A 21,015-nucleotide genomic window follows, 5' to 3' on the forward strand; every position below is an offset into this window, starting at 1 on the left:
GAAGCAGCTTGAAGTATGACGGGTATATGCCCTTCTTTATGCAAACTGTTACCTGAAGGTTAATTTCTGCTTGCACGCGGCCTTCTTTCATTGATAATGATTATCATTCTGATAATGAATACCCTTCCCTATTAGCGGCTCCGTGAGGACAACAGCAATGACTGCGCACTATCAACAATACAGCGAATTAAAAGAACAGCATCCTAAGAAATATGCGCGCGATCTGGCCGCGTTGATGGGGATCAGTGAAGCGGAACTGACCGCAGCGCGTGTCGGCCATCAGGCACAACCGTTACGCCCTGCGATGCGAGAACTGTTGCACGCGCTGGAAGCCGTGGGTGAAACCAAATGTATTACCCGCAACGAATACGCCGTACACGAGCATTTGGGCGTTTTCAGCAATATTCATATCAATGAACATGCCGGCATCGTGCTGAATCCACGAGCACTGGATCTGCGGGTGTTTGTTAATCAGTGGGCCAGTGTTTTTCACCTGCAGGAGATGACCGGTCACGGCGAACGTCAGAGCATTCAGTTCTTCGATCAGCACGGTGATGCGGTACTGAAAGTTTATGCCACTGAGAACACTCACTCTGAAGCCTGGCAGCAGCTGATCGCAGACTACCGTGCAGAACCCGTCACCTCACTCAGTGTGAGCCCGGCTACGCCTGCCGCCTTTGCCGACGAGATCGACGGTGCCACGTTGGAAACGGAATGGCGGGCGATGACCGATGTGCATCAGTTCTTCCGTCTGCTGAAAAAGCATAACGCCTCACGCCAGCAGGCCTTCCACGCCGTCAGCGACGATCTGGCGCAGCAGGTCAGCAATCAGTCACTGGCCACGCTGCTGGAAACAGTGCGTCAGGATGGCAACGAAATTATGATTTTCGTCGGTAACCGCGCCTGTGTGCAGATCTTTACGGGTCAGATTGAAAAGATGATGCCCATGCACGGCTGGCTGAACATCTTCAACCCGGCTTTCACCCTGCATTTGCAGGATCAGCTGATTGCGGAGAGCTGGATCACACGTAAGCCCACCGCTGACGGCATTGTCACCAGCCTGGAACTGTTTGCTGCCGACGGCACGCAGATTGCCCAACTGTACGGTCAACGCAGCGAAGGCCAGCCAGAACAAACGCAGTGGCGTGAGCAGTTAGGCGCACTCAGCGCGGAAGGTGCAACCGTATGAAATCACGCTTGTTCGCTCTGATTGCTCTGTCGCTGGCCTTCCACGCCGCTGCCGCTGAGCGCATCGTCAGTATCGGTGGCGATGTCACCCAAATCATCTATGCGCTGGATGCGCAGCAGGAACTGGTGGCGCGTGACAGCACCAGCCTGCACCCTGAAGTGGTCAAAAAACTGCCTGACGTAGGCTATATGCGCCAGTTAAACGCCGAGGGCATTCTGGCCCTGAAGCCGACGCTGGTCATCGCCAGTGAGCTGGCAAAACCGGCGCTGGCGCTGCAACAGGTTGAGCAAAATGGCGTGAAAGTGGTGGATGTGACCGGGAAGACAGACATTTCAGCCATCAATGAAAAGATCCAGACCATTGCCACTACCCTGCACCGTGAGGAAGCTGGCAAGGCGTTACAGGAAAAAGTCCGCAAGCAGCTGGCCAGCGTGCCGACAAATCCACTGCCGGTCAACGTGCTGTTTATTCTGGCACATCAGGGCATGGGAGCGATGGGGGCCGGACGCGATACCTCCGCCGATGCCGCCATCCGTGCAGCCGGTCTGCAAAATGCCATGTCCGGCATTCAGCGTTATCAACCGCTATCCCAGGAAGGTGTGATCGCCAGTGCACCCCAGCTGATTGTGGCCACCCGGGACGGCATCCGTACACTGGGCGGCGAAGATAATCTGTGGAAACTCCCCGGTATCGCATTGACTCCGGCAGGGAAAAATCATCAGTTGCTGGTGGTGGATGACATGGCGTTCCTGGGCTTTGGCATTGATACGCCAGCCGCGATCCTGAAACTTCGTCAGATCGCGGAAACACTGAAGTGAGGTCAGCGCGATCTCGCAGCTGGCTGGCAGCTTTAACGCTGTTATTGCTGGTGCTGGGTGTCAGCGCCGCCAACATCGGTGCGATGCATTTGTCGCTGCCGATGCTGTGGGATGCAGGAACAGACAGCCGCCTGTGGCAGATCTGGTTCACTATTCGTCTGCCCCGCGTATTGCTGGCGGTGATGGTGGGCGGTGCGCTGGCCCTCTCCGGCTGCGTGATGCAGGGGTTGTTCCGCAATCCGCTGGCGGACCCGGGTCTGCTCGGGATCAGCTGCGGTGCCGCGCTGGCAGTGGCCATCTCCATCGTGCTTTCATTTTCGCTGCCCGGTGTACTGAAACTGTATCAGCCTCTGCTGGCCGCCTTTATCGGAAGTCTGGCAGTAACGTTGGTGATTTTCCTGCTCAGTCGGCAAGGCCAGACGGGACTCAGCCGCCTGCTGCTGGTGGGCATCGCTATTAACGCACTGTGCAGTGCAGCGATTGGCGTGTTGTCATGGATCAGCAACGATCAGCAGCTGCGCCAGCTGTCATTATGGGCGATGGGCAGTCTCGGCCAGGCCCAGTGGCCTGTTGTGCTGGTTTGCGCCTCCGTGGTGCTGCCCTGCATGGTTCTGGTACAACGCCTGGCTACGCGTCTCAACCTGCTGCAACTCGGCGAAGAAGAGGCGCATTATCTGGGCGTTGATGTGCCACGTACCCAGCGCTATTTACTGGTGCTGAGTGCGTTTCTGGTGGCGTCTGCTGTCGCGGTCAGTGGCGTGATCGGTTTTATTGGTCTGGTGGTACCGCATCTGATGCGCTTCTGCCTCGGTGGCGATCACCGCTGGCTGCTGCCCTCTTCACTGTTAAGCGGTGCCATCCTGTTGCTGCTGGCCGATACCCTGGCACGCACAGTCGTGGCCCCGGCAGAGATGCCGGTCGGGCTGCTGACCAGCCTGATTGGCGGCCCCTGGTTCCTGTGGCTGATCCTGCGTCGTCGTGGAGGTCTCAATGGCTGATGCCCTGATTGCCAGTGGGTTGAGCTATCAGCTGGATACACGCTGGCTGATTGACGATATTTCACTGACCCTGCGCCCCGGCGAGCTGGTGTCCTTGATTGGCCCGAACGGCGCGGGTAAATCCACGTTGCTGAGGCTGCTCACCGGGTTTCTCACACCGCAGCGGGGCAGCTGTGTATTGAATAACCAGCCGCTGGCCGCATGGTCTGCCGCACGGCTTTCACAACAGCGTGCGGTCATGCGCCAGCAAAGCAGCATGGCATTTCCGCTCAGTGTGGTGGAGGTGGTGGCGATGGGCCGCGCGCCCTGGCCTGGATCTGCGCAGCAGGTGGTGAAGGAAGTGATGACCCTGACGGGCTGTGACGGGCTGGCCGAACGCGACTATTTGCAACTTTCCGGCGGTGAACAGCAACGGGTGCAGCTTGCCCGCGCGCTGGCGCAGCTGTGGCGTCCGGATGGCCCACAGGGTTGGTTGTTCCTCGATGAACCGACGTCGGCGCTGGATCTCTACCACCAGCAGCATCTGTTGCGGTTGCTATCACAACTGACGAAACAGTATCCCCTGAGTGTTTGTTGTGTTCTGCACGATCTCAACCTCGCTTCTTTGTGGTCCGATCGTGTGATGCTACTGGCCGGGGGGAAACTGGTGGCGGAGGGAAGCCCGGCACAGGTACTGGATGAGGCCACATTGACGCGCTGGTATCACGCCGATGTGATGGTTCACCCTCATCTTATTGAGGGTGTGCCTCAGGTGGCGCTGCGCCGCTAGCTGGAGCAGCTCACTTCCAGCTTCTTACCCCAGTCAGGCGGACGACGCGTCAGGTCAGCAAACTCTGGCGCATCATCAAACGGCTGCAGCAGTGCATGATGAAGACGCGCCAGCACGCTGACATCATCCTGTTCTGCCTGCTCAATTGCCTGTTGTGCCAGATAATTACGCAGCACCAGCGCCGGGTTAGCCTGTTTCATGGCTTGCTGGCGCTGTTCATCACTCTGCTCATCCTGCAACAGGCGCTGACGATACACGTTATACCAGCTATCAAACGCCTCACGGTCAATAAACTCATCCCGCAGCGGTGAACGCGACTGTTGCTGCTCTACTGCGCTCAGTTGACGAAAAGTCCGTGTGTAATCACTGTTCTCTTTCGTCATCAGTGACAGCAGTCCGGTCAGAATATTGTTGTCGTCTTTACCGGCCGTCATCAGCCCCAGTTTGGCACGCATTTTTTCGCCCCAGCAGCGCATCAGCTCGGTCTCATACAGCGCCAGCGCCTGTTTCAGCTGTTCAGTGCTCATCAACCCTGACAGCGCGTGCGCCAGGCGATTCAGGTTCCACAGTCCGATCATCGGCTGATTCTCGAAACTGTAACGCCCCTGGTGATCAGAATGGTTGCAGATAAACCCCGGCTGATAGTCGTCGAGAAAACCGTAAGGGCCATAATCCAGCGTCAGTCCAAGGATCGACATGTTGTCGGTGTTCATCACACCGTGAGCAAACCCCACGCTCTGCCAGCCTGCAATCAGGCGTGCCGTGCGCTTCACCACATCGCTAAACCACAGCAGGTACTTATCCGGCTCCTGCTGCCACTGCGGCCAGTGATGAAGGATCGCATAATCCGCCAGTCGGGTGACCTGTTCCTGCTGCCCCTGATAGTAGAAATGCTCAAAATGGCCAAAACGCAGGTGGCTCTCGGCCACGCGCAGCAGCATCGCACCCGGTTCGGCGCTTTCGCGGTAGACCGGTTCATCGCTGGTGACCACCGTCAACGCACGCGATGTGGGGATCCCGAGGGCATGCATTGCCTCAGAAGCGAGAAACTCTCGCAGTGTGGAGCGCAGCACCGCGCGACCATCCCCCATGCGTGAATAGGGCGTTAACCCTGCCCCTTTCAGATGCCAGTCGAACTTGCGCCCGTCAGGCAGTTGCTGTTCGCCCAGCAGCAGACCGCGCCCGTCACCCAACTGCCCCGCCCAGACGCCAAACTGGTGACCGCTATAAACCTGCGCCAGAGGCTGCATGCCGTCCATCAGTGTTTCACCACTCCACAGGTCGACATTTTCTGCGTCAAACAGGCGGCTATCCAGACCCAGTTCCTGCGCCAGTGGCGCACTGTGGTAGAGCAGACGAGGATTTTTTAACGGCTTCGGTTCAAGAGCCGTGTAAAAACCACTCAGCTCCTGATACCAGGTATTATTGAATTGCATGGCGCCTCCATCAGTGCCACTGGGAACATTCCCGATAATACTGCTAGTGTAAAGCGCCACGGTGCTGGAAAACACGGAGAGTTTTCAGGGTTATTGCAGTATGCGTTCCCGCAGCTGATAAGGGGGTTCCGTCAGATGAATTAACGCCTCTTCACCGACCGGCGGGAATAGCGCGCTCTGAATACCATCGAAGGCATAGTCACGAACAGTCTGTAACCCGGTGATGTCATCCACGCCCTGCACGACAATCTCCTGACAGTGGGGTTTGACGTGATCAAGGATAGCGTTGATAAACGGGTGAAAAGATAAGCGTTTAATATTGTGTTGAATAAATCCTTTATCCAGCTTAATACGATAAAACAAGTCGTCAAAAACAGCTTTTGAGGTCGCTTTACCGGCACCGTAATTATTCAGACTTAAGTTAAATTTTTCACTCAGCGCTTTCAGAAAATTATTATTTCGCCCCAACGTTAAATCAGGAAAGCTTTCGCTGACTTCCAGTTCCAGGCAATCCAGCTGACACATTTTTTTCAGAATAAACTCACTCTCGAGGATGGTCTCAGCCAGCGGTTTATCAATATTAATCGCTACTTTCAGGTCATTGTCGCTAAAAAAATCGTAATGTTTTTCAATAACGTTAATTTGTTCCTGCAACAACAGGACACGCTGCCGGTCATTTAATAGCGGCGTAAGAATCTCCTGAGGCATGGCCACATTGGCACTGGCATGAGTAAAGTGGGTTAACATCTCAACAGACGTCAACAGCCCGCCTGGGCTGTAAACCGGGCAGAATGCTGTGTAAGTTTTATAATCAGCTTCCAAAAAGATGTTCATCTTAATCGCCATTATTAAGCGGCACTCACCGCATCCTATATCAACAAAATAGGACAAGCAACAGTGTCAACAGACTGTCACCCTGCGGAAATTCAATTGCAGTGTGCTTTTGCTTGTAATCCATATCCTTAAGCTAACACAAAACTGACATAAACGATGCTTACTGATATCACTTTCCTGATGCGTAAAAATAAACGTCGTTGTTTCCGGTAACGCTATCTTTACGAATGCGTATTTCGGCACCAGAGAAAAATTGACTTAAGGTAAATTTGAGTTGAAGTGGTATTTTAAATTCCGCAAACCCTATTTATGCGGACATAAATTAAACGCTAATTAAAACAGCAGGCCACGTCTTAATCTGGCGATTAAATACGCCGCGCCTGCCAGAATACTTTTCGCCAGTAAACATTATCCAGTGAAGAACGGGTGACGCCCTGACTGGTCGACGCATGGATAAACTGATTATCAGTGTCGTAAATGCCGACATGCAGGCCATTTTCTCCGCTGCCAGTTTTGAAGAACACCAGGTCGCCCGGTAAAAGCTGGGCCTTATCAATGCGGGTACCGATATCGGTCTGCGCGGAGGTGGTGCGTGGTAACTGCAAATTAAAGCGATCGCGGAAGGTCAGATAAACAAAACCAGAGCAGTCGACGCCACTGCGGCTCATCCCTCCATAGCGATAAGGCGCACCGCGCCACTGACCGAGCTGGTCATTAAGCTGGGCAATAACGGTAATGGAATCGGAGAGACGCCCGTCAGGTGCCGGGGCACGACTGCTACAACCCGCCAGAACAACAACAATAAGCAGAAGCCAGTAACGCATAACAATGCCTCTCAATAGCAACAGTCTGTAATCTAACGGTAATACCCGAAACAGGCAACAGCGACACCCTGCTCAACTGAGCGTTGTCAGCATCGCCTGCCCTTCTATATCCAGCATCCGGAATGAGACCTGATAAAGCGCGCTGAGATGTTCCGGAGTCAGCACGTCCTGCGGATTACCCTGTAATGCACACTGCCCTGGCCGCATCAGCCAGACACAATCCGCATATCGCAGGGAGTGATTCATATCATGGCTGCTCATGATCACACTAACCCCCTGCTGCGTTAGCGCCGGGATCAAGCGGTCAAACGCGGCCTGCTGGGCAATATCCAGCCCCGTCAGGGGCTCATCTAACAGCAGCAACTTGCCATCCGGGTGACTGACCTGCAAGAGTACCGCCGCCAGTCGCACACGTTGCCACTCGCCGCCAGAAAGTTGCGTAAGAGGCCGGGACAACTTATCACTCAGCTGTAAGGCCTGGGCCAGCGTGAGTAGCATTGCATGATGCACGTCTCCCTGCTGCTGCGTATGCATTAGCAGATAATGCCAGACGGGCATCTGCCCCAGAGGAGACTGCTGCTGGGCGAGATAAGCGCGCTGGCGGGCCAACGCCATGCCGTGCCAGTCAGCCAGCGCACGTCCGGCAAACAGCACGTTACCGCGAGCCGACAGCAGCCCGGCTATCGCCATCAGCAGCGAGCTTTTTCCTGCACCATTGGGACCGACCAGATGAATAACCTGCCCGGCCTTTACCTGCGCACTGAACGGAAACAGGCGCCCGGTTAGCGCGACACCTGTTAATTCCAGCAGCATCGGTTACGCCAGCGCCTGGTGGATGCGGGCGATCAGTTGCGGATCATTCGGTGCCGTATCCGGCGAGAAGCGTTGTAACACCTTACCGTCACGGCCCACCAGGAACTTTTCAAAGTTCCATAAAACGTCTCCCGGCACCTTCGGCGCACGCCCTTTGCTGGTCATACGCTCGAGGAAACCACTCCCCTCCGGCGCAGTGGCTTCAGGCTGTGCGGCCACCAGCTGGGCGTACAACGGATGGCGCTGCGGGCCGTTTACCTCAATTTTGCTGAACATCGGGAACGTTACACCGTAGGTGGTGCTGCAAAAGGTTTTAATCTCAGCGTCTGTGCCTGGCTCCTGCTCAAGGAATGCATTACATGGGAAGCCCAGTACTGTCAGCCCCTGTTCATGTAACTCTTTTTGCAGCGTCTCCAGCTCCTCATACTGTGGGGTGAGCCCACATTTAGAAGCCACGTTAACCACCAATAGAACATCGCCCTGCCATTGCGCTAATGTCGTCTTATCACCATCCAGCGTGACCAGTTCTGTTTCGAAAATACTCATCGTCTTTTCCTGTTTTAACGTAAGAACACGACAGCCTTCAGACTGTCAGCGGTTGCTCAATAATAGCCAGATAAACACCGGTGCGCCCAATGTCGCCGTCACCACCCCGATCGGCAGTTCAGCGGAGGTCAACGCCACGCGGGCAATAATGTCAGCAGCCAGCAATACACCTGCGCCAGCCAGCGCACAGCACGGCAAAAGAATACGATGATCGCTCAGTCCGTTCAGCCGCAGGATATGCGGTATCACCAGGCCGATGAAGCCGATAGCCCCTGCCAGAGCAACGCTGACTCCCACCAGCCAGCCAACCGCCAGTACCAGCAGATTACGCCACAGCACCAGTGGCAGACCCAGCTGCTGCGCAGAGATCTCACCCAGCGCCAGCAGGTTAAGCACACGAACCCGACTGCTCAACCACAATAGCACGGGGATCAATGCCAGCATCAGCCAGCCATAGCGCCAGTCAATGCCGCTAAAGCCCCCCATCATCCAGTACATTAACTGACGTAAATCCATGCTGCTGCTAAAATAGACCGCCCAGGTCATCAGCGCGCTGCAAATAATCCCCAGCGCGACCCCGGCCAGCAGCAGACGGCTACTGGAGAGATGCTGACGGGCAAAACGCAGCAGAATCACGGTGACCAGTAGCGCCCCAAGAATGGCGCTGAGACTCATCAACCAGGGACTACCGACACCGGAGAGGATGCACATCACCAGCCCTACGCCTGCGCCGCCGGATACGCCCAGCAGGCCAGGTTCGGCCAGTGGATTACTGAACAGTGCCTGCATTGCCGCACCTGCGACCGCCAGCGAGGCACCGACCAGCATCACCGCCAGCGAACGCGGTAGGCGGAGTTGCCAGACAAAGAGTTGTGCGTCGGAGGTTGACCATTCGGCAGGCGAGATCCAGCGCTCACCCGCGCACAGACTCAGCAGCAGCAGCGACAGACAAAATATCCCCAGCCCGCACAGCCAGAAGCCGGAACGACGGTGAGCAGCGGATATCTGTTGGGAAAGCAGAGTCATAACCGACGTTTTTTAAAAGAAAACAGAGGGTTAATTGTAGAGGGAAATCGGCAAAAAGAAAGAGCCAGCAACGCTGGCTCTGAGTGGATTAATGATGCTGGTTTTGCTTTGGTGGTCTCGGCTTAGGGTGATCGCCGCCTTTCGGTCTGCTCTCATGATGAAAAAGGCCGCTTGCGCGGCCTTTTGAATAGCAGAAATCAGTCTTCTTTCGGTGAAGCGTTCTCAACCCGGCTTTTCAGTTTCTGACCAGGTCGAAACGTCACAACCCGGCGAGCCGTAATGGGAATATCTTCACCCGTTTTGGGGTTACGTCCCGGACGTTGATTTTTGTCGCGAAGGTCGAAATTGCCAAATCCAGACAGTTTGACCTGCTCACCATTCTCCAAAGCACGACGCACTTCTTCGAAAAACAGTTCAACCAGCTCTTTGGCATCCCGTTTGCTAAGACCAAGCTTCTCAAACAGGTATTCAGACATTTCAGCTTTTGTAAGCGCCATAGGTTCAATCCCTCAAGGATGCTTGGAATCGCTCTTTCAGTGCCTCTACGCATTTTGCAACGGTAGCGGCAATCTCCTCTTCTTCGAGTGTCCGGCTGGTATCTTGCAAAATCAGGCTGATAGCGAGGCTCTTAAAACCATCATTTACGCCCTTACCACGGTACACGTCAAACAAGTTTACGCCAACTACCTGATTTACGCCAACTTTCTTACACTCGGTGATAATATCTGCTGCTGGCACGTTTTCAGCGACAACGACAGCGATGTCACGACGGTTCGCCGGGAAGCGCGAAATGCCGCTGGCATCAGGCAGGACGCGGTCTGCGACCTTATCCCACAACAGTTCAAACACCACGGTACGGCCGTTAAGATCCAGTTTACGTTCAAGTTCCGGATGCACCACACCAATAAATCCGATGTGTTCGCCACGTAAATAAATCGCGGCGCTCTGCCCCGGATGAAGCGCCGGGTTAGTGGCAGCCACAAACTGAATCTCATCGAGTTTGCCGGTCAATTCCAGCAGGGACTCTAAATCACCTTTTAAATCATAGAAGTCTACCGGGTTACGCGCCAGATCCCAGTGCTCTTCGTTGCGATGACCACTGATCACGCCAGCCAGCATAACGTCCTGACGGATACCGAGGTTTGCCTGTGTATCAGGCACAAAGCGCAACCCGCTCTCGAAAAGACGCACGCGAGACTGTTGACGGTTCTGGTTATACACCACCGCACCCAGCAGGCCACTCCACAGCGATAGACGCATTGCTGACATCTCAACGGAGATGGGGCTTGGCAGCACCAGATTTTCTTCGCCCGGGTGCAGTAACGCCTGAATTTTCGGGTCAACGAAGCTGTAGGTAATCGCTTCCTGATAGCCTTTGTCCACCAGTAACGCTTTAACACGCTTCAGCGAAAGATTCGCTTCACGATGCTTCGTCATCACCAGACCGGCCTGTACAGGCACGTCAGGAATATTGTCGTAGCCGTAAACACGGGCGACTTCCTCTACCAGGTCTTCTTCAATGGCGATGTCAAAACGCCAGCTTGGTGCCACTGCCTGCCACTCACCCTGGCCTTCTGTCACCGTGCAGCCCAGACGGCGCAGAATATCGCCCACCTCAGCATCGGCAATCACATGGCCAATCAGACGGTCCAGTTTTTCACGACGCAGCGTAATGGTGGCACGCACAGGCAAGGTTGCTTCGTGGGTCACATCGATGACCGGGCCCGCTTCACCACCGCAGATATCCAACAGCAGGCGGGTCGCACGCTCAATCGCCGTGTGCTGCAATGCCGGGTCAACACCGCGCTCGTAGCGATGCGAAGCATCCGTATGCAGACCATGACGGCGTGCACGACCGGTGATCGACAGCGGGCTGAAGAAGGCACATTCAAACAGCACGTTCTGGGTTTCTTCATTCACACCGGAATGTTCGCCACCAAAAATACCGGCCATCGCCAGCGCTTTCTTCTGATCCGCAATCACCAGCGTATCGCTGCTCAATTTAGCTTCGTTACCATCCAGCAGAACCAGGGTTTCACCCTCTTCTGCCATACGCACCACGATACCGCCCTCAAGGCGATCGAGGTCAAAGGCGTGCATCGGCTGGCCCAACTCCAGTAAAACATAGTTGGTGATGTCGACAACCGGATCGATTGAGCGAATTCCACAGCGGCGCAGTTTTTCCTTCATCCACAGCGGCGTAGCAGCTTTCACATTGATGCCTTTCACTACGCGGCCAAGGTAACGCGGACAGGCTTCGCTCGCCTCCACACGGATCGGGAAAGTATCCTGCACGGTCGCGGCGACGGGGGCCATCTCCGGCGCCGTCAGTGGCAGCTTGTTAAGCACGGCCACATCGCGCGCCACGCCGATAATGCCCAGGCAGTCGGCACGGTTAGGCGTCACGCTGATCTCAATGGTGTTGTCATCCAGCTTGAGATAATCGCGGATATCTGTGCCGATAGTCGCATCCAGCGGCAGTTCAATGATGCCGTTGTGGTCGTCGGAAATACCCAGCTCGGAGAAAGAGCACAGCATGCCTTCTGACGGCTCACCGCGCAGTTTTGCGGCTTTGATTTTGAAATCGCCCGGCAGTACCGCACCCACGGTTGCCACGGCCACTTTCAGCCCCTGGCGGCAGTTGGGTGCACCGCAGACGATATCCAGCAGGCGTTCGCCGCCCACATTGATTTTGGTCACGCGCAGTTTGTCGGCGTTAGGATGCTGACCGCACTCAACGACTTCACCTACTACCACGCCATGGAAAGCACCGGCAACCGCATCGACACCGTCCACTTCAAGGCCGGCCATGGTGATTTGATCGGACAGGGCTGCACTGTCAATGGCCGGGTTGACCCATTCACGTAACCAGAGTTCACTGAATTTCATTGGTTTTACCCGCCCTTATTTAAACTGTTTGAGGAAACGTAAATCATTTTCGAAGAAGGCACGCAGATCGGTCACACCGTAACGCAGCATGGTCAGACGCTCCATTCCCATACCAAAGGCGAAACCTGAGTACACTTCCGGATCAATACCCACATTGCGCAGCACGTTAGGGTGCACCATGCCGCAACCCAGCACTTCCAGCCATTTGCCGTTTTTACCCATCACATCCACTTCAGCAGAAGGCTCAGTGAACGGGAAGTAGGACGGACGGAAACGAACCTGCAAATCTTCTTCAAAGAAGTTGTTCAGGAAATCGTGCAGGGTGCCCTTCAGATTGGTAAAGCTGATATTTTTATCAACAATCAAGCCTTCCATCTGGTGGAACATGGGGGTATGAGTCTGATCGTAATCGTTACGATACACGCGACCTGGCGCAATAATGCGGATTGGCGGCTGCTGGTTTTTCATCGTGCGGATCTGCACGCCTGACGTTTGAGTACGCAGCAGGCGGGTGGCATCGAACCAGAAGGTATCGTGATCGGCGCGCGCCGGGTGGTGGCCCGGAATATTCAGCGCATCGAAATTATGATAGTCATCTTCAATTTCCGGGCCCGTCTCGACAGAGAAGCCCAGTTCGCCAAAGAAGGTTTCAATGCGGTCAATGGTGCGCGTGACCGGATGCAACCCACCGTTTTCAATGCGACGGCCCGGCAGAGAAACATCAATGGTTTCCTGCGCCAGACGGGCGTTCATCACTGCAGATTCCAGTGCGTTTTTCTGCGCGTTCAGCGCTTCCTGCACCTGTTGTTTTGCTTCATTGATTACCGCACCCGCTGCCGGGCGATCTTCCGCAGGCAGTTCACGCAAGGAGGTCATCTGGAGCGTGAGATGCCCTTTTTTACCCAGGTATTCGACGCGAACGTTATCTAACGCGGCGACATCCTGAGCATCATTGATGGCGGCTTTCGCGCTCGCCACCAGGTCTGCGAGATGTGACATGCTTTCCTCTTCTTCCAGCCACGCTGGCTGATCTGTTTTTTTCAGGACGAATAGCCGCCCGGTCGTTATTTCACGTGCGCTAAAACGAAAAAAGCCTCCACGAGGGAGGCTTTCAGCGCGATTTTTCGTTTCTTTTCTTTGCGCTAAAGCCCCCGATGATCAGGCGCTAAAGTAAAAAAAGAAACGGAAAATAGCAGTATTCATGGTTAGCTGACCTTAAATGCAGTTTCGGACCGCTCTATTGAAAGGCCGGAGGGGAAAAAAGTCAATCATTTCAGATAATAAAAAAGAGGGAGACGAGCTCCCTCTTCAATCTGGCTTACGCCAGAGCTGATTTCGCTTTTTCTACCAGAGCAGCAAATACTGCTTTGTCGAATACTGCGATGTCAGCCAGAATCTTACGGTCGATTTCGATCGAAGCCTTTTTCAGGCCATTGATGAAGCGGCTGTAAGAGATACCGTTAGTGCGGGCAGCAGCGTTAATACGCGCAATCCACAGCTGACGGAACTGGCGCTTCCGCTGACGACGGTCACGGTAAGCATACTGACCAGCTTTGATAACAGCCTGGAAAGCAACACGGTATACACGTGAACGTGCACCGTAGTAGCCTTTAGCTTGTTTTAAGATTTTCTTGTGACGTGCGCGAGCAACTACACCACGTTTTACACGAGCCATTTAGCTCTCCTGTTTAATATTCTGTTAAAAAAAATTGATACTTATGCGTACGGCAGGCAGGCAATAACCAGACCCAGATCGCCTTTAGACACCATACCTTTAGGACGCAGGTGGCGTTTACGCTTAGTAGATTTTTTAGTCAGAATATGACGCAGGTTAGCGTGTTTACGCTTGAAGCCGCCACCGGCGGTCTTCTTGAAGCGCTTGGCCGCGCCACGTACAGTTTTAATCTTTGGCATTTAAAAAATATCCACTTCGCATTGTTAATAAAATGAACCAGACAGGCGAATCACGCCGCGTGCCGAAACACGCAGCAAGATTACTTTAGGGCCTACTGTTTCTTCTTGGGAGCGAGCACCATAATCATCTGACGACCTTCAATCCTTGTAGGGAATGATTCGACAACTGCCAGATCAATATCTTCACACAGATCTTTACGGACGCGGTTAAGCACTTCCATACCGATCTGCTGGTGCGCCATCTCACGACCGCGGAAACGCAGCGTGATCTTGGCTTTATCGCCATCTTCCAGAAAGCGAATCAGGTTGCGTAGTTTTACCTGATAGTCGCCATCATCGGTACCAGGACGGAATTTAATTTCCTTAACCTGGATAATCTTTTGCTTTTTCTTCTGTTCTTTAGAAGATTTGCTTTTTTCGTAAAGGAACTTGCCGTAATCCATTATACGACAAACGGGCGGCTCGGCGTTGGGGCTGATCTCTACCAGATCCACGCCCGCTTCTTCAGCTTTTTCCAAAGCTTCATTCAGACTGACAATACCAATCTGTTCGCCATCGACGCCAGTCAGACGAACCTCAGTGGCGCGAATTTCTCTATTTATGCGATTAGGACGCGCCGGTTGAACTCGTTTTCCGCCTTTAATACTTTATTCCTCCAATTGATGAAGATTGCGGCTGCGGATTTCACCCTGCAGCTTAGCGATCACTTCGTTTACGTCCATGCTTCCCAGGTCTTTACCGCGGCGGGTGCGAACGGCAACTTTGCCAGCTTCCACCTCTTTATCACCACAGACCAACATATAAGGGACACGTCGTAAAGTATGTTCACGGATTTTAAAGCCAATCTTCTCGTTTCTCAAGTCCGCTTTTGCACGAATGCCCGCATTTTGCAGTTTTCGAGTCAATTCTGCAACATATTCGGACTGACCATCGGTGATATTCATCACCACAACTTGTACAGGAGCTAACCAGGTCGGGAAGAAACCGGCATATTCTTCGGTTAAAATCCCGATAAAGCGCTCCATGGACCCCAGGATTGCACGGTGAATCATCACTGGCACCTGACGTTCATTACTTTCACCGATATAAGAGGCACTCAGACGGCTCGGCAGAGAGAAGTCGAGCTGAACGGTACCGCACTGCCATGCACGGTCGAGGCAATCATACAGGGTAAATTCAATTTTAGGGCCGTAGAATGCGCCCTCACCCGGCTGATAGTCGAACGGTATATTGTTCTCTTTCAGCGCAGCGGCCAGGTCGGCCTCTGAACGGTCCCAGAGATCATCACTACCGATACGTTTTTCAGGACGGGTAGACAGTTTTACCACGATCTTTTCAAAGCCGAAGGTGCTGTACATGTCGTACACCATCTTAATACAGCCGTTGACCTCATCACGTACCTGTTCTTCGGTACAGAAGATGTGGGCATCATCCTGGGTAAAACCACGCACACGCATCAGACCGTGCAACGCACCTGACGGCTCATTACGGTGGCAACTGCCAAACTCAGCCATACGTAACGGCAGGTCGCGGTATGATTTTAGACCCTGATTGAAAATCTGCACGTGCCCTGGGCAGTTCATTGGCTTAATGCAGTATTCACGGTTCTCAGAAGAGGTGGTAAACATCGCCTCTTTGTAGTTTTCCCAGTGCCCGGTTTTCTCCCACAGCACACGGTCCATCATAAACGGACCTTTCACTTCCTGGTACTCATACTCTTTCAGCTTGGTACGAACAAACACTTCCAGTTCACGGAAAATTGTCCAGCCATCGTTGTGCCAGAACACCATACCTGGTGCCTCTTCCTGCATATGATACAGGTCGAGCTGTTTACCGATTTTACGGTGGTCGCGTTTTGCTGCTTCTTCCAGACGTTGCAGATAGGCGGCTAATTGCTTCTTATCGCCCCATGCAGTGCCGTAGATACGTTGCAGCATTTTGTTATTGCTGTCACCACGCCAGTAAGCACCAGAAATTTTCTGCAGCTTAAAGTGATGACAAAAACGCATATTGGGTACGTGCGGGCCACGGCACATATCCACATATTCTTCGTGATGATACAGACCAGGACGATCGTCGTGGCTGATATTTTCATCAAGGATGGTGGTTTTATAAGTCTCACCACGTGCAGCGAAGGCATCACGCGCTTCCTGCCAGCTGACTTTCTTCTTGATGACGTCGTAATTCGTCTCAGCTAACTGGTGCATACGCTTTTCCAGCAGCTCAATGTCTTCCTGGGTCAGCGTACGGTCGAGATCAACATCATAGTAAAAACCGTTGTCGATAACAGGACCGATAGCCATTTTCGTATCTGGCCACAGTTGCTTGATCGCGTGCCCTAAAAGGTGGGCGCAGGAGTGACGAATAATTTCCAGACCCGCATCGTCTTTCGCCGTGATGATGGCAACTTGTGCGTCTTCGGTGATCGGGTCAACCGCATCAACCAGTTCGCCATTGACACGTCCGGCAATACAGGCTTTCGCCAGGCCAGGACCGATGTCCAGAGCAATATCCATCACGCTTACGGCGTGGTCAAACGAACGCTGGCTTCCATCAGGAAGAGTAATAACAGGCATGAAACATCCTTAATTGCAGTGGTAACCCACACGTAAGATTACATGCAAAATTAAAATTTACGTTATACAACAAGCACTTTGCACTTGAAACCGACTCACATTTGCCGATTTGGTACAGGCCTGGTACACATATTCAAAAGTGTCTGTTTATCAGAAACTTCAGAAGGAGGAACATCTTACACTTCATAGAGGTCAATTGCACGGGGGCGTGTCTTAAGCAATGAACGGATACGTCATCAAATGGCTTTAGGATCAGAGAGAAACCGTTCAGAAACGAAGCAGGAGGATTCGAGGCAGGAGAAAAACGAGCCGCAGGCAGCGGCTCGTCTGAGGATTACATCGCGTAGGAAAGCATGATCGTTGTTTTGGTATCAGTATGATCAGGCGCAGACTCTGGAGGATTCTGGTTCCAGGTCACGTTGTAAGCCATTTTCAGGGCGAAATGTTCATTAATCGCCACCTGAAGACCGGTTTCTGAGTTGACGGTAGTATCGTCGCTACCCAGAACGGAAACACCCTGAATGAACTTGGTGGTATCGGTTAACTGCCACTGGTAGCTAAATGCACCGTAAGCCAGCGCCTGAGTTTCATGGCCACCTTGATGGTAATCGTCATAACGCACACCAGGACCGGCTTCCACACGCAGTGAGTGCACCGGGCCATTCAGCAGCTGACGACCATAACCTGCCGCCAGGATGGAACGACCATCGTAGCCATTGAAACGGTCACTTAACCAGCTTGCCTGGCCGAACAGGTAATCGGCACTGTTCATGTTGTAACGCGTACGGCCACCCACCTGATAAGTCTCTGAAGAGCGCTCATCATTGGAAGAGGTATTACTGGCGTTGCCCCACAGGCTGTATGCAAAGCTTGGCGTATACCAGGTCAGGTTGGTGTTTGCCGTTGCAGAGGAGCTGGTGGTGTTGCCAGACTGCGCCAGATAACCCGCAGCGGCGTTGCCTTCAAAATCTTTTTTCGCCGTGGAAGGGTCATCCATAACCGTGAAGACGTTATTATCCGCCAGGGCTTGTTGACACAGTGCTCCCCCGGAGAGCAGCAGAACTACAGACAGCTTATTAAGCGCTTTCATTTAAATGTGACCCGTACGACAGTTTTTAAAAGAGTGAGTCTGAAGCGTTTTGAAGGACGATCAACGCATTTTACGGTAATATTCGTAACAATTTGTTAATTCGCTCTTTTTACAAAGCATCATGACAAAACAGCACCGTTATTGAGAACATTCCCATTAACGCGGCGCATTATAGAGGGTATTTGGTGAGAAAACACCTGGCTGTAAATAAGAAATATCTTTAGTAACGGGTATTTTTTCACCGAAAACCGTCAGCAATGTGACTAAATGTAAAATCCCCCCAGTCAACGGGCTGCTTTCTTCTTCACCTCTTTCTCAAGCCCCCTGCTCTGATTTGCAACACGCACAAATGTGTTAATGCGCCACATCCCCCCTACGATATGCTGATTTTACTGCGCCCCCTTCAGGATGGGCTACGCTGAAAACATGTTTTTTTACAATGAGGTGAATGATGAGTAATCAGGGGATCCATCAGTATGTTGTGACTTTTCATTACGATGAAAAAGGTTTGTCAGATGTGCTGGAACTCAGTAGTGCGCTGATTAGTAGTGGATTTTCTACCACGTTGAAAGATGACGATGGTCATCCACACGAACTTGGCACCAACAGTTTCGGCATCATTACCGCTTTGTCAGAAGAGGATATCCACCAGCAAGCGGTGGGGATCGGTGAACAGGTACTGGGAGAAGTACCGCAACTTGACGTTCAGCACTGGGAAGACTTCCGCAGTAACACCGACTAAGTTTTTGTAAAGACGGGCGCTTAACGTGCGCAAGCGCAGATTTTGGTTATTCTTTAAGCGTTATCATAGTGCAATCACAGCGAAAAAGAGGAGTGTCCTATGTGGTCAGCCATTCGTCGTCTGTTGAGTGAGCAGTTGGGGTCGGCAGAGATCACCGAACGCAGCGAGCTGCCCGGTGGTGATGTTCATCCCACCTGGTATCTGCGCTATGGTGAGCATGAAATCTTCGTTAAATGTAACCAGCGTGACATGCAGGACCTGTTCACATGGGAAGCCGATCAGTTACAGCTGCTGGCACGCAGTCAGACAGTGCGCGTACCAGCGGTATACGGGGTGGGTAGCGATCGCGATACCAGCTTTTTACTGCTTGAGTACATCCCGGTCAGGCCGCTTGATGCCCATGGTGCTTTTCAACTGGGTCAGCAGCTGGCGCACCTTCATCAGTGGAGTGAACAACCGCAGTTTGGCCTCGACTTCGACAATAACATCACCACCTCCCTGCAGCCGAACAGCTGGTTGCGCCGCTGGTCGGTATTCTTTGCCGAACAGCGCATCGGCTGGCAGCTTCAGCTCGCCGCAGAGAAAGGCATTCAGTATGGTGACAGCGAACTGATTGTCCATTGTGCACAAGCGATTCTGGAATCACATCACCCTCAGCCGTCCCTGCTGCATGGCGACCTGTGGCCGGCCAACTGTGCCGGAAGTGACAGCGGACCGTGGATATTTGATCCCGCCTGCTACTGGGGGGATCGTGAATGCGATCTGGCGATGCTGTCCTGGTTCCCGGATGTTCCGGTGCAGGTTTATGATGGTTACCAGTCAGTCTGGCCGCTGCCTGGCGACTTCCTGCAACGGCAGCCTGTCTATCAGCTCTATTACCTGCTTAACCGCGCCAATGTCTTTGGCGGACGCTGGCTGGGAGAGGCGCAACGGGCCACAAGCGCATTGCTGGATACCGATGAGCGGGTAAAACGCCACGCGCGCCCTGCCTGATGGCAGAACGCAAACGTGGGTATGAGGGCTGGCTTAGTAGATGAAGCCAGCCAGTTTCAACACAAAATATCCGGCCACTATGATGATCACCGGCAGGATGTAGAGTGGGAAGATTTGCAGGAAAATCGTGTGCCGTGGCACCACAATTTTTGCTTCCAGCTGTTCCCGGCTTTGCCCTTCTGTGCCGCGCGCTTTCTCCAGGATCATCTGATCTTCCAGACTCTCACGCAGAAAACGCGTCTGCCGCCACATACGTGCTCCCGAGGCCTGTAACGCCAGACCAACAAAAATCAGCACATAAATTATCCAGAACAGGACATTCGTCCCCTGATTAAAATCCGGTATGGGCGAATTTGCCCAGAAGCCAGAGAGAAAACCAGTATTGAAGCGGATCATATCAATCATCACATGGGCGAAATCCTGCATCACCGCATTGATACCTTCGCGCTGCTCACGACTCTTTTCCAGAAAACCCAGCAGTGAAATCAGCGTCGATAACAACGCGGGAATAAAAATAATCCAGCCCGCGATGCGCTTTATAATCGCAACCCTGCCAGCCTGTTGATATGTCATGCTTTCTCCAGTCCATCTGTTGTCTGCCTGTCAGTTTACCTGTAGTGACATAAAAGTGCCTGCAAAATGCAGAGTTAATGCCAGGTTTACACAGACAGCCTGCCGCGATGATAATTTTTTCATCAACACTTCGTGCTAAGCTGCCATAAACTGTTAAATGGAGCCGTAGCATGTCTTATCACCGCCCTGTACTCGCCGCCATTTTTGATATGGATGGTCTGCTGATTGATTCCGAGCCCCTGTGGCAACAAGCCGAGCTGGATATCTTAACCACCCTTGATGTTGACCTCAGCCGTCGCGGTGAAATGCCGGATGCGCTGGGTCTGCGTATCGATCAGGTGGTACGTATGTGGTATGAAAACCTGCCGTGGAAAGGCCCCTCCCAGGCCGAAGTCACCCAGCGAGTCATCGCACGGGCACTGAGTCTGGTCGAAGAAACCCGGCCGCTCCTGCCCGGCGTTGAACAGGCATTACAGCTCTGTCAGTCCGAGGGACTGAAGATCGGCCTCGCGTCTGCCTCACCGCTATTTATGCTGGAACGTGTGCTGGAGATGTTCAACCTGCGCCAGTACTTTGAGGTCCTGGCCTCGGCAGAGGCGCTGCCTTACAGTAAACCCCACCCGCAGGTCTATCTGGATGCGGCCGCCCGCCTGGGCGTGGATCCGCTCAACTGCGTGACGCTGGAAGACTCATTTAACGGCATGATCGCCACCAAAGCAGGACGTATGCGCTCTATCGTCGTCCCGGATGCCGCTCATGCCGCCGATCTGCGCTGGTCACTGGCTGACGTAAAACTCGCCAGCCTTGAAGAGCTTACAGCACAGCATCTGCACGGACGCTGAGTCAGTACCAGGCGGCAATGCGTCCGCCTGGTTTTTTATTATCACCCATTGCCGTTAAAATAAATAAAACATCGTTTCATTTTTGTTGAATTCATCCCCGCTTCTGCCTATGCTCCGTTAACCGGCTCGCGCATATCCGTTAT

Annotated in this window: 23 protein-coding genes and 1 other annotated feature; of the genes, 7 read left to right on the forward strand and 16 right to left on the reverse strand. The window is 53.2% G+C overall.

The window, feature by feature from the left end:
* Positions 1 to 157 precede the first annotated feature (157 nt).
* The 4 genes from FY046_RS13905 to FY046_RS13920 are packed head-to-tail and all read left to right on the forward strand — an operon-like array spanning position 158 to position 3,774.
* Positions 158 to 1,189: a hemin-degrading factor gene (locus tag FY046_RS13905; RefSeq protein WP_446186178.1), complete on the forward strand. Its 1,032-nt coding sequence runs from the start codon at positions 158 to 160 to the stop codon at positions 1,187 to 1,189.
* Positions 1,186 to 2,007, forward strand: a complete 822-nt coding sequence (locus FY046_RS13910; RefSeq protein ID WP_446186179.1) for a heme/hemin ABC transporter substrate-binding protein — start codon at positions 1,186 to 1,188, stop codon at positions 2,005 to 2,007. The genes FY046_RS13905 and FY046_RS13910 overlap by 4 nt, the downstream gene beginning before the upstream one ends.
* A complete protein-coding gene (locus FY046_RS13915) occupies positions 2,004 to 3,005 on the forward strand; it encodes a FecCD family ABC transporter permease (protein WP_259149903.1) in 1,002 nt (333 codons plus the stop codon). Before FY046_RS13910 ends, FY046_RS13915 begins: the two co-directional genes overlap by 4 nt.
* The gene (locus FY046_RS13920; protein ID WP_446186180.1) at positions 2,998 to 3,774 is read left to right on the forward strand and encodes a heme ABC transporter ATP-binding protein; all 777 of its coding nucleotides are present in this window, start codon (positions 2,998 to 3,000) and stop codon (positions 3,772 to 3,774) included. Before FY046_RS13915 ends, FY046_RS13920 begins: the two co-directional genes overlap by 8 nt.
* Here FY046_RS13920 and FY046_RS13925 read toward each other — a convergent pair.
* From FY046_RS13925 to FY046_RS13995, 15 genes are all read right to left on the reverse strand, one after another.
* Complete coding sequence (locus FY046_RS13925; protein ID WP_446186181.1) at positions 3,771 to 5,210, reverse strand: protein adenylyltransferase SelO; 1,440 nt, start codon at positions 5,208 to 5,210, stop codon at positions 3,771 to 3,773. The two genes, FY046_RS13920 and FY046_RS13925, sit on opposite strands and share 4 nt — an antisense overlap.
* Before the next feature lie 90 nt (positions 5,211 to 5,300).
* A complete protein-coding gene (locus tag FY046_RS13930; RefSeq protein ID WP_133845301.1) occupies positions 5,301 to 6,044 on the reverse strand; it encodes an EAL domain-containing protein in 744 nt (247 codons plus the stop codon).
* A 365-nt stretch (positions 6,045 to 6,409) separates the two neighbouring features.
* A complete protein-coding gene (locus tag FY046_RS13935; protein WP_133845302.1) occupies positions 6,410 to 6,868 on the reverse strand; it encodes an NlpC/P60 family protein in 459 nt (152 codons plus the stop codon).
* A 72-nt stretch (positions 6,869 to 6,940) separates the two neighbouring features.
* A complete protein-coding gene (btuD, locus tag FY046_RS13940; RefSeq protein ID WP_171148623.1) occupies positions 6,941 to 7,681 on the reverse strand; it encodes a vitamin B12 ABC transporter ATP-binding protein BtuD in 741 nt (246 codons plus the stop codon).
* A 3-nt stretch (positions 7,682 to 7,684) separates the two neighbouring features.
* Positions 7,685 to 8,227 (reverse strand): glutathione peroxidase, encoded by a 543-nt coding sequence (locus tag FY046_RS13945; protein WP_133845306.1) that lies wholly within the window; start codon positions 8,225 to 8,227, stop codon positions 7,685 to 7,687.
* A 45-nt stretch (positions 8,228 to 8,272) separates the two neighbouring features.
* Positions 8,273 to 9,253 (reverse strand): vitamin B12 ABC transporter permease BtuC, encoded by a 981-nt coding sequence (gene btuC, locus FY046_RS13950; RefSeq protein ID WP_133845307.1) that lies wholly within the window; start codon positions 9,251 to 9,253, stop codon positions 8,273 to 8,275.
* 197 nt (positions 9,254 to 9,450) lie between these two features.
* The gene (ihfA, locus tag FY046_RS13955) at positions 9,451 to 9,750 is read right to left on the reverse strand and encodes an integration host factor subunit alpha (protein ID WP_017802142.1); all 300 of its coding nucleotides are present in this window, start codon (positions 9,748 to 9,750) and stop codon (positions 9,451 to 9,453) included.
* Positions 9,751 to 9,754: 4 nt separating this feature from the next.
* Positions 9,755 to 12,142, reverse strand: coding sequence for a phenylalanine--tRNA ligase subunit beta (gene pheT / locus FY046_RS13960; RefSeq protein WP_133845309.1), 2,388 nt, complete (start codon positions 12,140 to 12,142; stop codon positions 9,755 to 9,757).
* 15 nt (positions 12,143 to 12,157) lie between these two features.
* The gene (gene pheS / locus FY046_RS13965; protein ID WP_133845311.1) at positions 12,158 to 13,141 is read right to left on the reverse strand and encodes a phenylalanine--tRNA ligase subunit alpha; all 984 of its coding nucleotides are present in this window, start codon (positions 13,139 to 13,141) and stop codon (positions 12,158 to 12,160) included.
* Positions 13,142 to 13,225: 84 nt separating this feature from the next.
* Positions 13,226 to 13,351, reverse strand: a sequence feature (Phe leader region).
* Entirely contained in the window at positions 13,301 to 13,345 is a 45-nt protein-coding gene (gene pheM, locus FY046_RS13970; protein ID WP_133845469.1) for a pheST operon leader peptide PheM, read from the reverse strand. It overlaps the preceding feature by 45 nt.
* Before the next feature lie 109 nt (positions 13,352 to 13,460).
* Positions 13,461 to 13,817 carry a 50S ribosomal protein L20 gene (gene rplT / locus FY046_RS13975; protein WP_004157375.1) on the reverse strand — a complete coding sequence of 119 codons (357 nt, stop codon included), beginning with the start codon at positions 13,815 to 13,817 and terminating at the stop codon, positions 13,461 to 13,463.
* A 41-nt stretch (positions 13,818 to 13,858) separates the two neighbouring features.
* On the reverse strand, positions 13,859 to 14,056 hold the full coding sequence (gene rpmI / locus FY046_RS13980; protein ID WP_005968897.1) for a 50S ribosomal protein L35: 198 nt from the start codon (positions 14,054 to 14,056) through the stop codon (positions 13,859 to 13,861).
* 92 nt (positions 14,057 to 14,148) lie between these two features.
* Positions 14,149 to 14,700 carry a translation initiation factor IF-3 gene (gene infC / locus FY046_RS13985; RefSeq protein ID WP_072277407.1) on the reverse strand — a complete coding sequence of 184 codons (552 nt, stop codon included), beginning with the start codon at positions 14,698 to 14,700 and terminating at the stop codon, positions 14,149 to 14,151.
* Positions 14,701 to 14,703: 3 nt separating this feature from the next.
* Entirely contained in the window at positions 14,704 to 16,632 is a 1,929-nt protein-coding gene (gene thrS, locus FY046_RS13990) for a threonine--tRNA ligase (RefSeq protein ID WP_133845313.1), read from the reverse strand.
* A 334-nt stretch (positions 16,633 to 16,966) separates the two neighbouring features.
* On the reverse strand, positions 16,967 to 17,722 hold the full coding sequence (locus FY046_RS13995; protein ID WP_133845315.1) for a DUF481 domain-containing protein: 756 nt from the start codon (positions 17,720 to 17,722) through the stop codon (positions 16,967 to 16,969).
* 451 nt (positions 17,723 to 18,173) lie between these two features.
* Here FY046_RS13995 and ghoS point away from each other — a divergent pair, with 451 nt between their 5' ends.
* Positions 18,174 to 18,464, forward strand: a complete 291-nt coding sequence (gene ghoS / locus FY046_RS14000; protein ID WP_133845471.1) for a type V toxin-antitoxin system endoribonuclease antitoxin GhoS — start codon at positions 18,174 to 18,176, stop codon at positions 18,462 to 18,464.
* A gap of 99 nt (positions 18,465 to 18,563) precedes the next feature.
* Positions 18,564 to 19,457 carry a fructosamine kinase family protein gene (locus tag FY046_RS14005; RefSeq protein WP_446186182.1) on the forward strand — a complete coding sequence of 298 codons (894 nt, stop codon included), beginning with the start codon at positions 18,564 to 18,566 and terminating at the stop codon, positions 19,455 to 19,457.
* Between the two features lie 33 nt (positions 19,458 to 19,490).
* Here the strand turns inward: FY046_RS14005 and FY046_RS14010 are convergent, their stop codons facing one another.
* Positions 19,491 to 20,030 carry a YniB family protein gene (locus tag FY046_RS14010; RefSeq protein ID WP_159337223.1) on the reverse strand — a complete coding sequence of 180 codons (540 nt, stop codon included), beginning with the start codon at positions 20,028 to 20,030 and terminating at the stop codon, positions 19,491 to 19,493.
* Positions 20,031 to 20,200: 170 nt separating this feature from the next.
* Between FY046_RS14010 and hxpB the strand changes: the two genes are divergently transcribed.
* Positions 20,201 to 20,872, forward strand: a complete 672-nt coding sequence (gene hxpB, locus FY046_RS14015; RefSeq protein ID WP_133845321.1) for a hexitol phosphatase HxpB — start codon at positions 20,201 to 20,203, stop codon at positions 20,870 to 20,872.
* Positions 20,873 to 21,015 lie beyond the last annotated feature (143 nt).

Source organism: Erwinia sp. 1181_3 (genome assembly GCF_052824965.1).

Coding starts and splice junctions, on each gene's coding strand:
- FY046_RS13905 (WP_446186178.1), top strand. CDS start 158: ATGACTGCGCACTATCAACAATACAGCGAATTAAAAGAACAGCATCCT.
- FY046_RS13910 (WP_446186179.1), top strand. CDS start 1,186: ATGAAATCACGCTTGTTCGCTCTGATTGCTCTGTCGCTGGCCTTCCAC.
- FY046_RS13920 (WP_446186180.1), top strand. CDS start 2,998: ATGGCTGATGCCCTGATTGCCAGTGGGTTGAGCTATCAGCTGGATACA.
- FY046_RS13925 (WP_446186181.1), bottom strand. CDS start 5,210: ATGCAATTCAATAATACCTGGTATCAGGAGCTGAGTGGTTTTTACACG.
- FY046_RS13930 (WP_133845301.1), bottom strand. CDS start 6,044: ATGAACATCTTTTTGGAAGCTGATTATAAAACTTACACAGCATTCTGC.
- FY046_RS13935 (WP_133845302.1), bottom strand. CDS start 6,868: ATGCGTTACTGGCTTCTGCTTATTGTTGTTGTTCTGGCGGGTTGTAGC.
- btuD (WP_171148623.1), bottom strand. CDS start 7,681: ATGCTGCTGGAATTAACAGGTGTCGCGCTAACCGGGCGCCTGTTTCCG.
- FY046_RS13945 (WP_133845306.1), bottom strand. CDS start 8,227: ATGAGTATTTTCGAAACAGAACTGGTCACGCTGGATGGTGATAAGACG.
- btuC (WP_133845307.1), bottom strand. CDS start 9,253: ATGACTCTGCTTTCCCAACAGATATCCGCTGCTCACCGTCGTTCCGGC.
- ihfA (WP_017802142.1), bottom strand. CDS start 9,750: ATGGCGCTTACAAAAGCTGAAATGTCTGAATACCTGTTTGAGAAGCTT.
- pheT (WP_133845309.1), bottom strand. CDS start 12,142: ATGAAATTCAGTGAACTCTGGTTACGTGAATGGGTCAACCCGGCCATT.
- pheS (WP_133845311.1), bottom strand. CDS start 13,141: ATGTCACATCTCGCAGACCTGGTGGCGAGCGCGAAAGCCGCCATCAAT.
- rplT (WP_004157375.1), bottom strand. CDS start 13,817: ATGGCTCGTGTAAAACGTGGTGTAGTTGCTCGCGCACGTCACAAGAAA.
- rpmI (WP_005968897.1), bottom strand. CDS start 14,056: ATGCCAAAGATTAAAACTGTACGTGGCGCGGCCAAGCGCTTCAAGAAG.
- thrS (WP_133845313.1), bottom strand. CDS start 16,632: ATGCCTGTTATTACTCTTCCTGATGGAAGCCAGCGTTCGTTTGACCAC.
- FY046_RS13995 (WP_133845315.1), bottom strand. CDS start 17,722: ATGAAAGCGCTTAATAAGCTGTCTGTAGTTCTGCTGCTCTCCGGGGGA.
- ghoS (WP_133845471.1), top strand. CDS start 18,174: ATGAGTAATCAGGGGATCCATCAGTATGTTGTGACTTTTCATTACGAT.
- FY046_RS14005 (WP_446186182.1), top strand. CDS start 18,564: ATGTGGTCAGCCATTCGTCGTCTGTTGAGTGAGCAGTTGGGGTCGGCA.
- FY046_RS14010 (WP_159337223.1), bottom strand. CDS start 20,030: ATGACATATCAACAGGCTGGCAGGGTTGCGATTATAAAGCGCATCGCG.
- hxpB (WP_133845321.1), top strand. CDS start 20,201: ATGTCTTATCACCGCCCTGTACTCGCCGCCATTTTTGATATGGATGGT.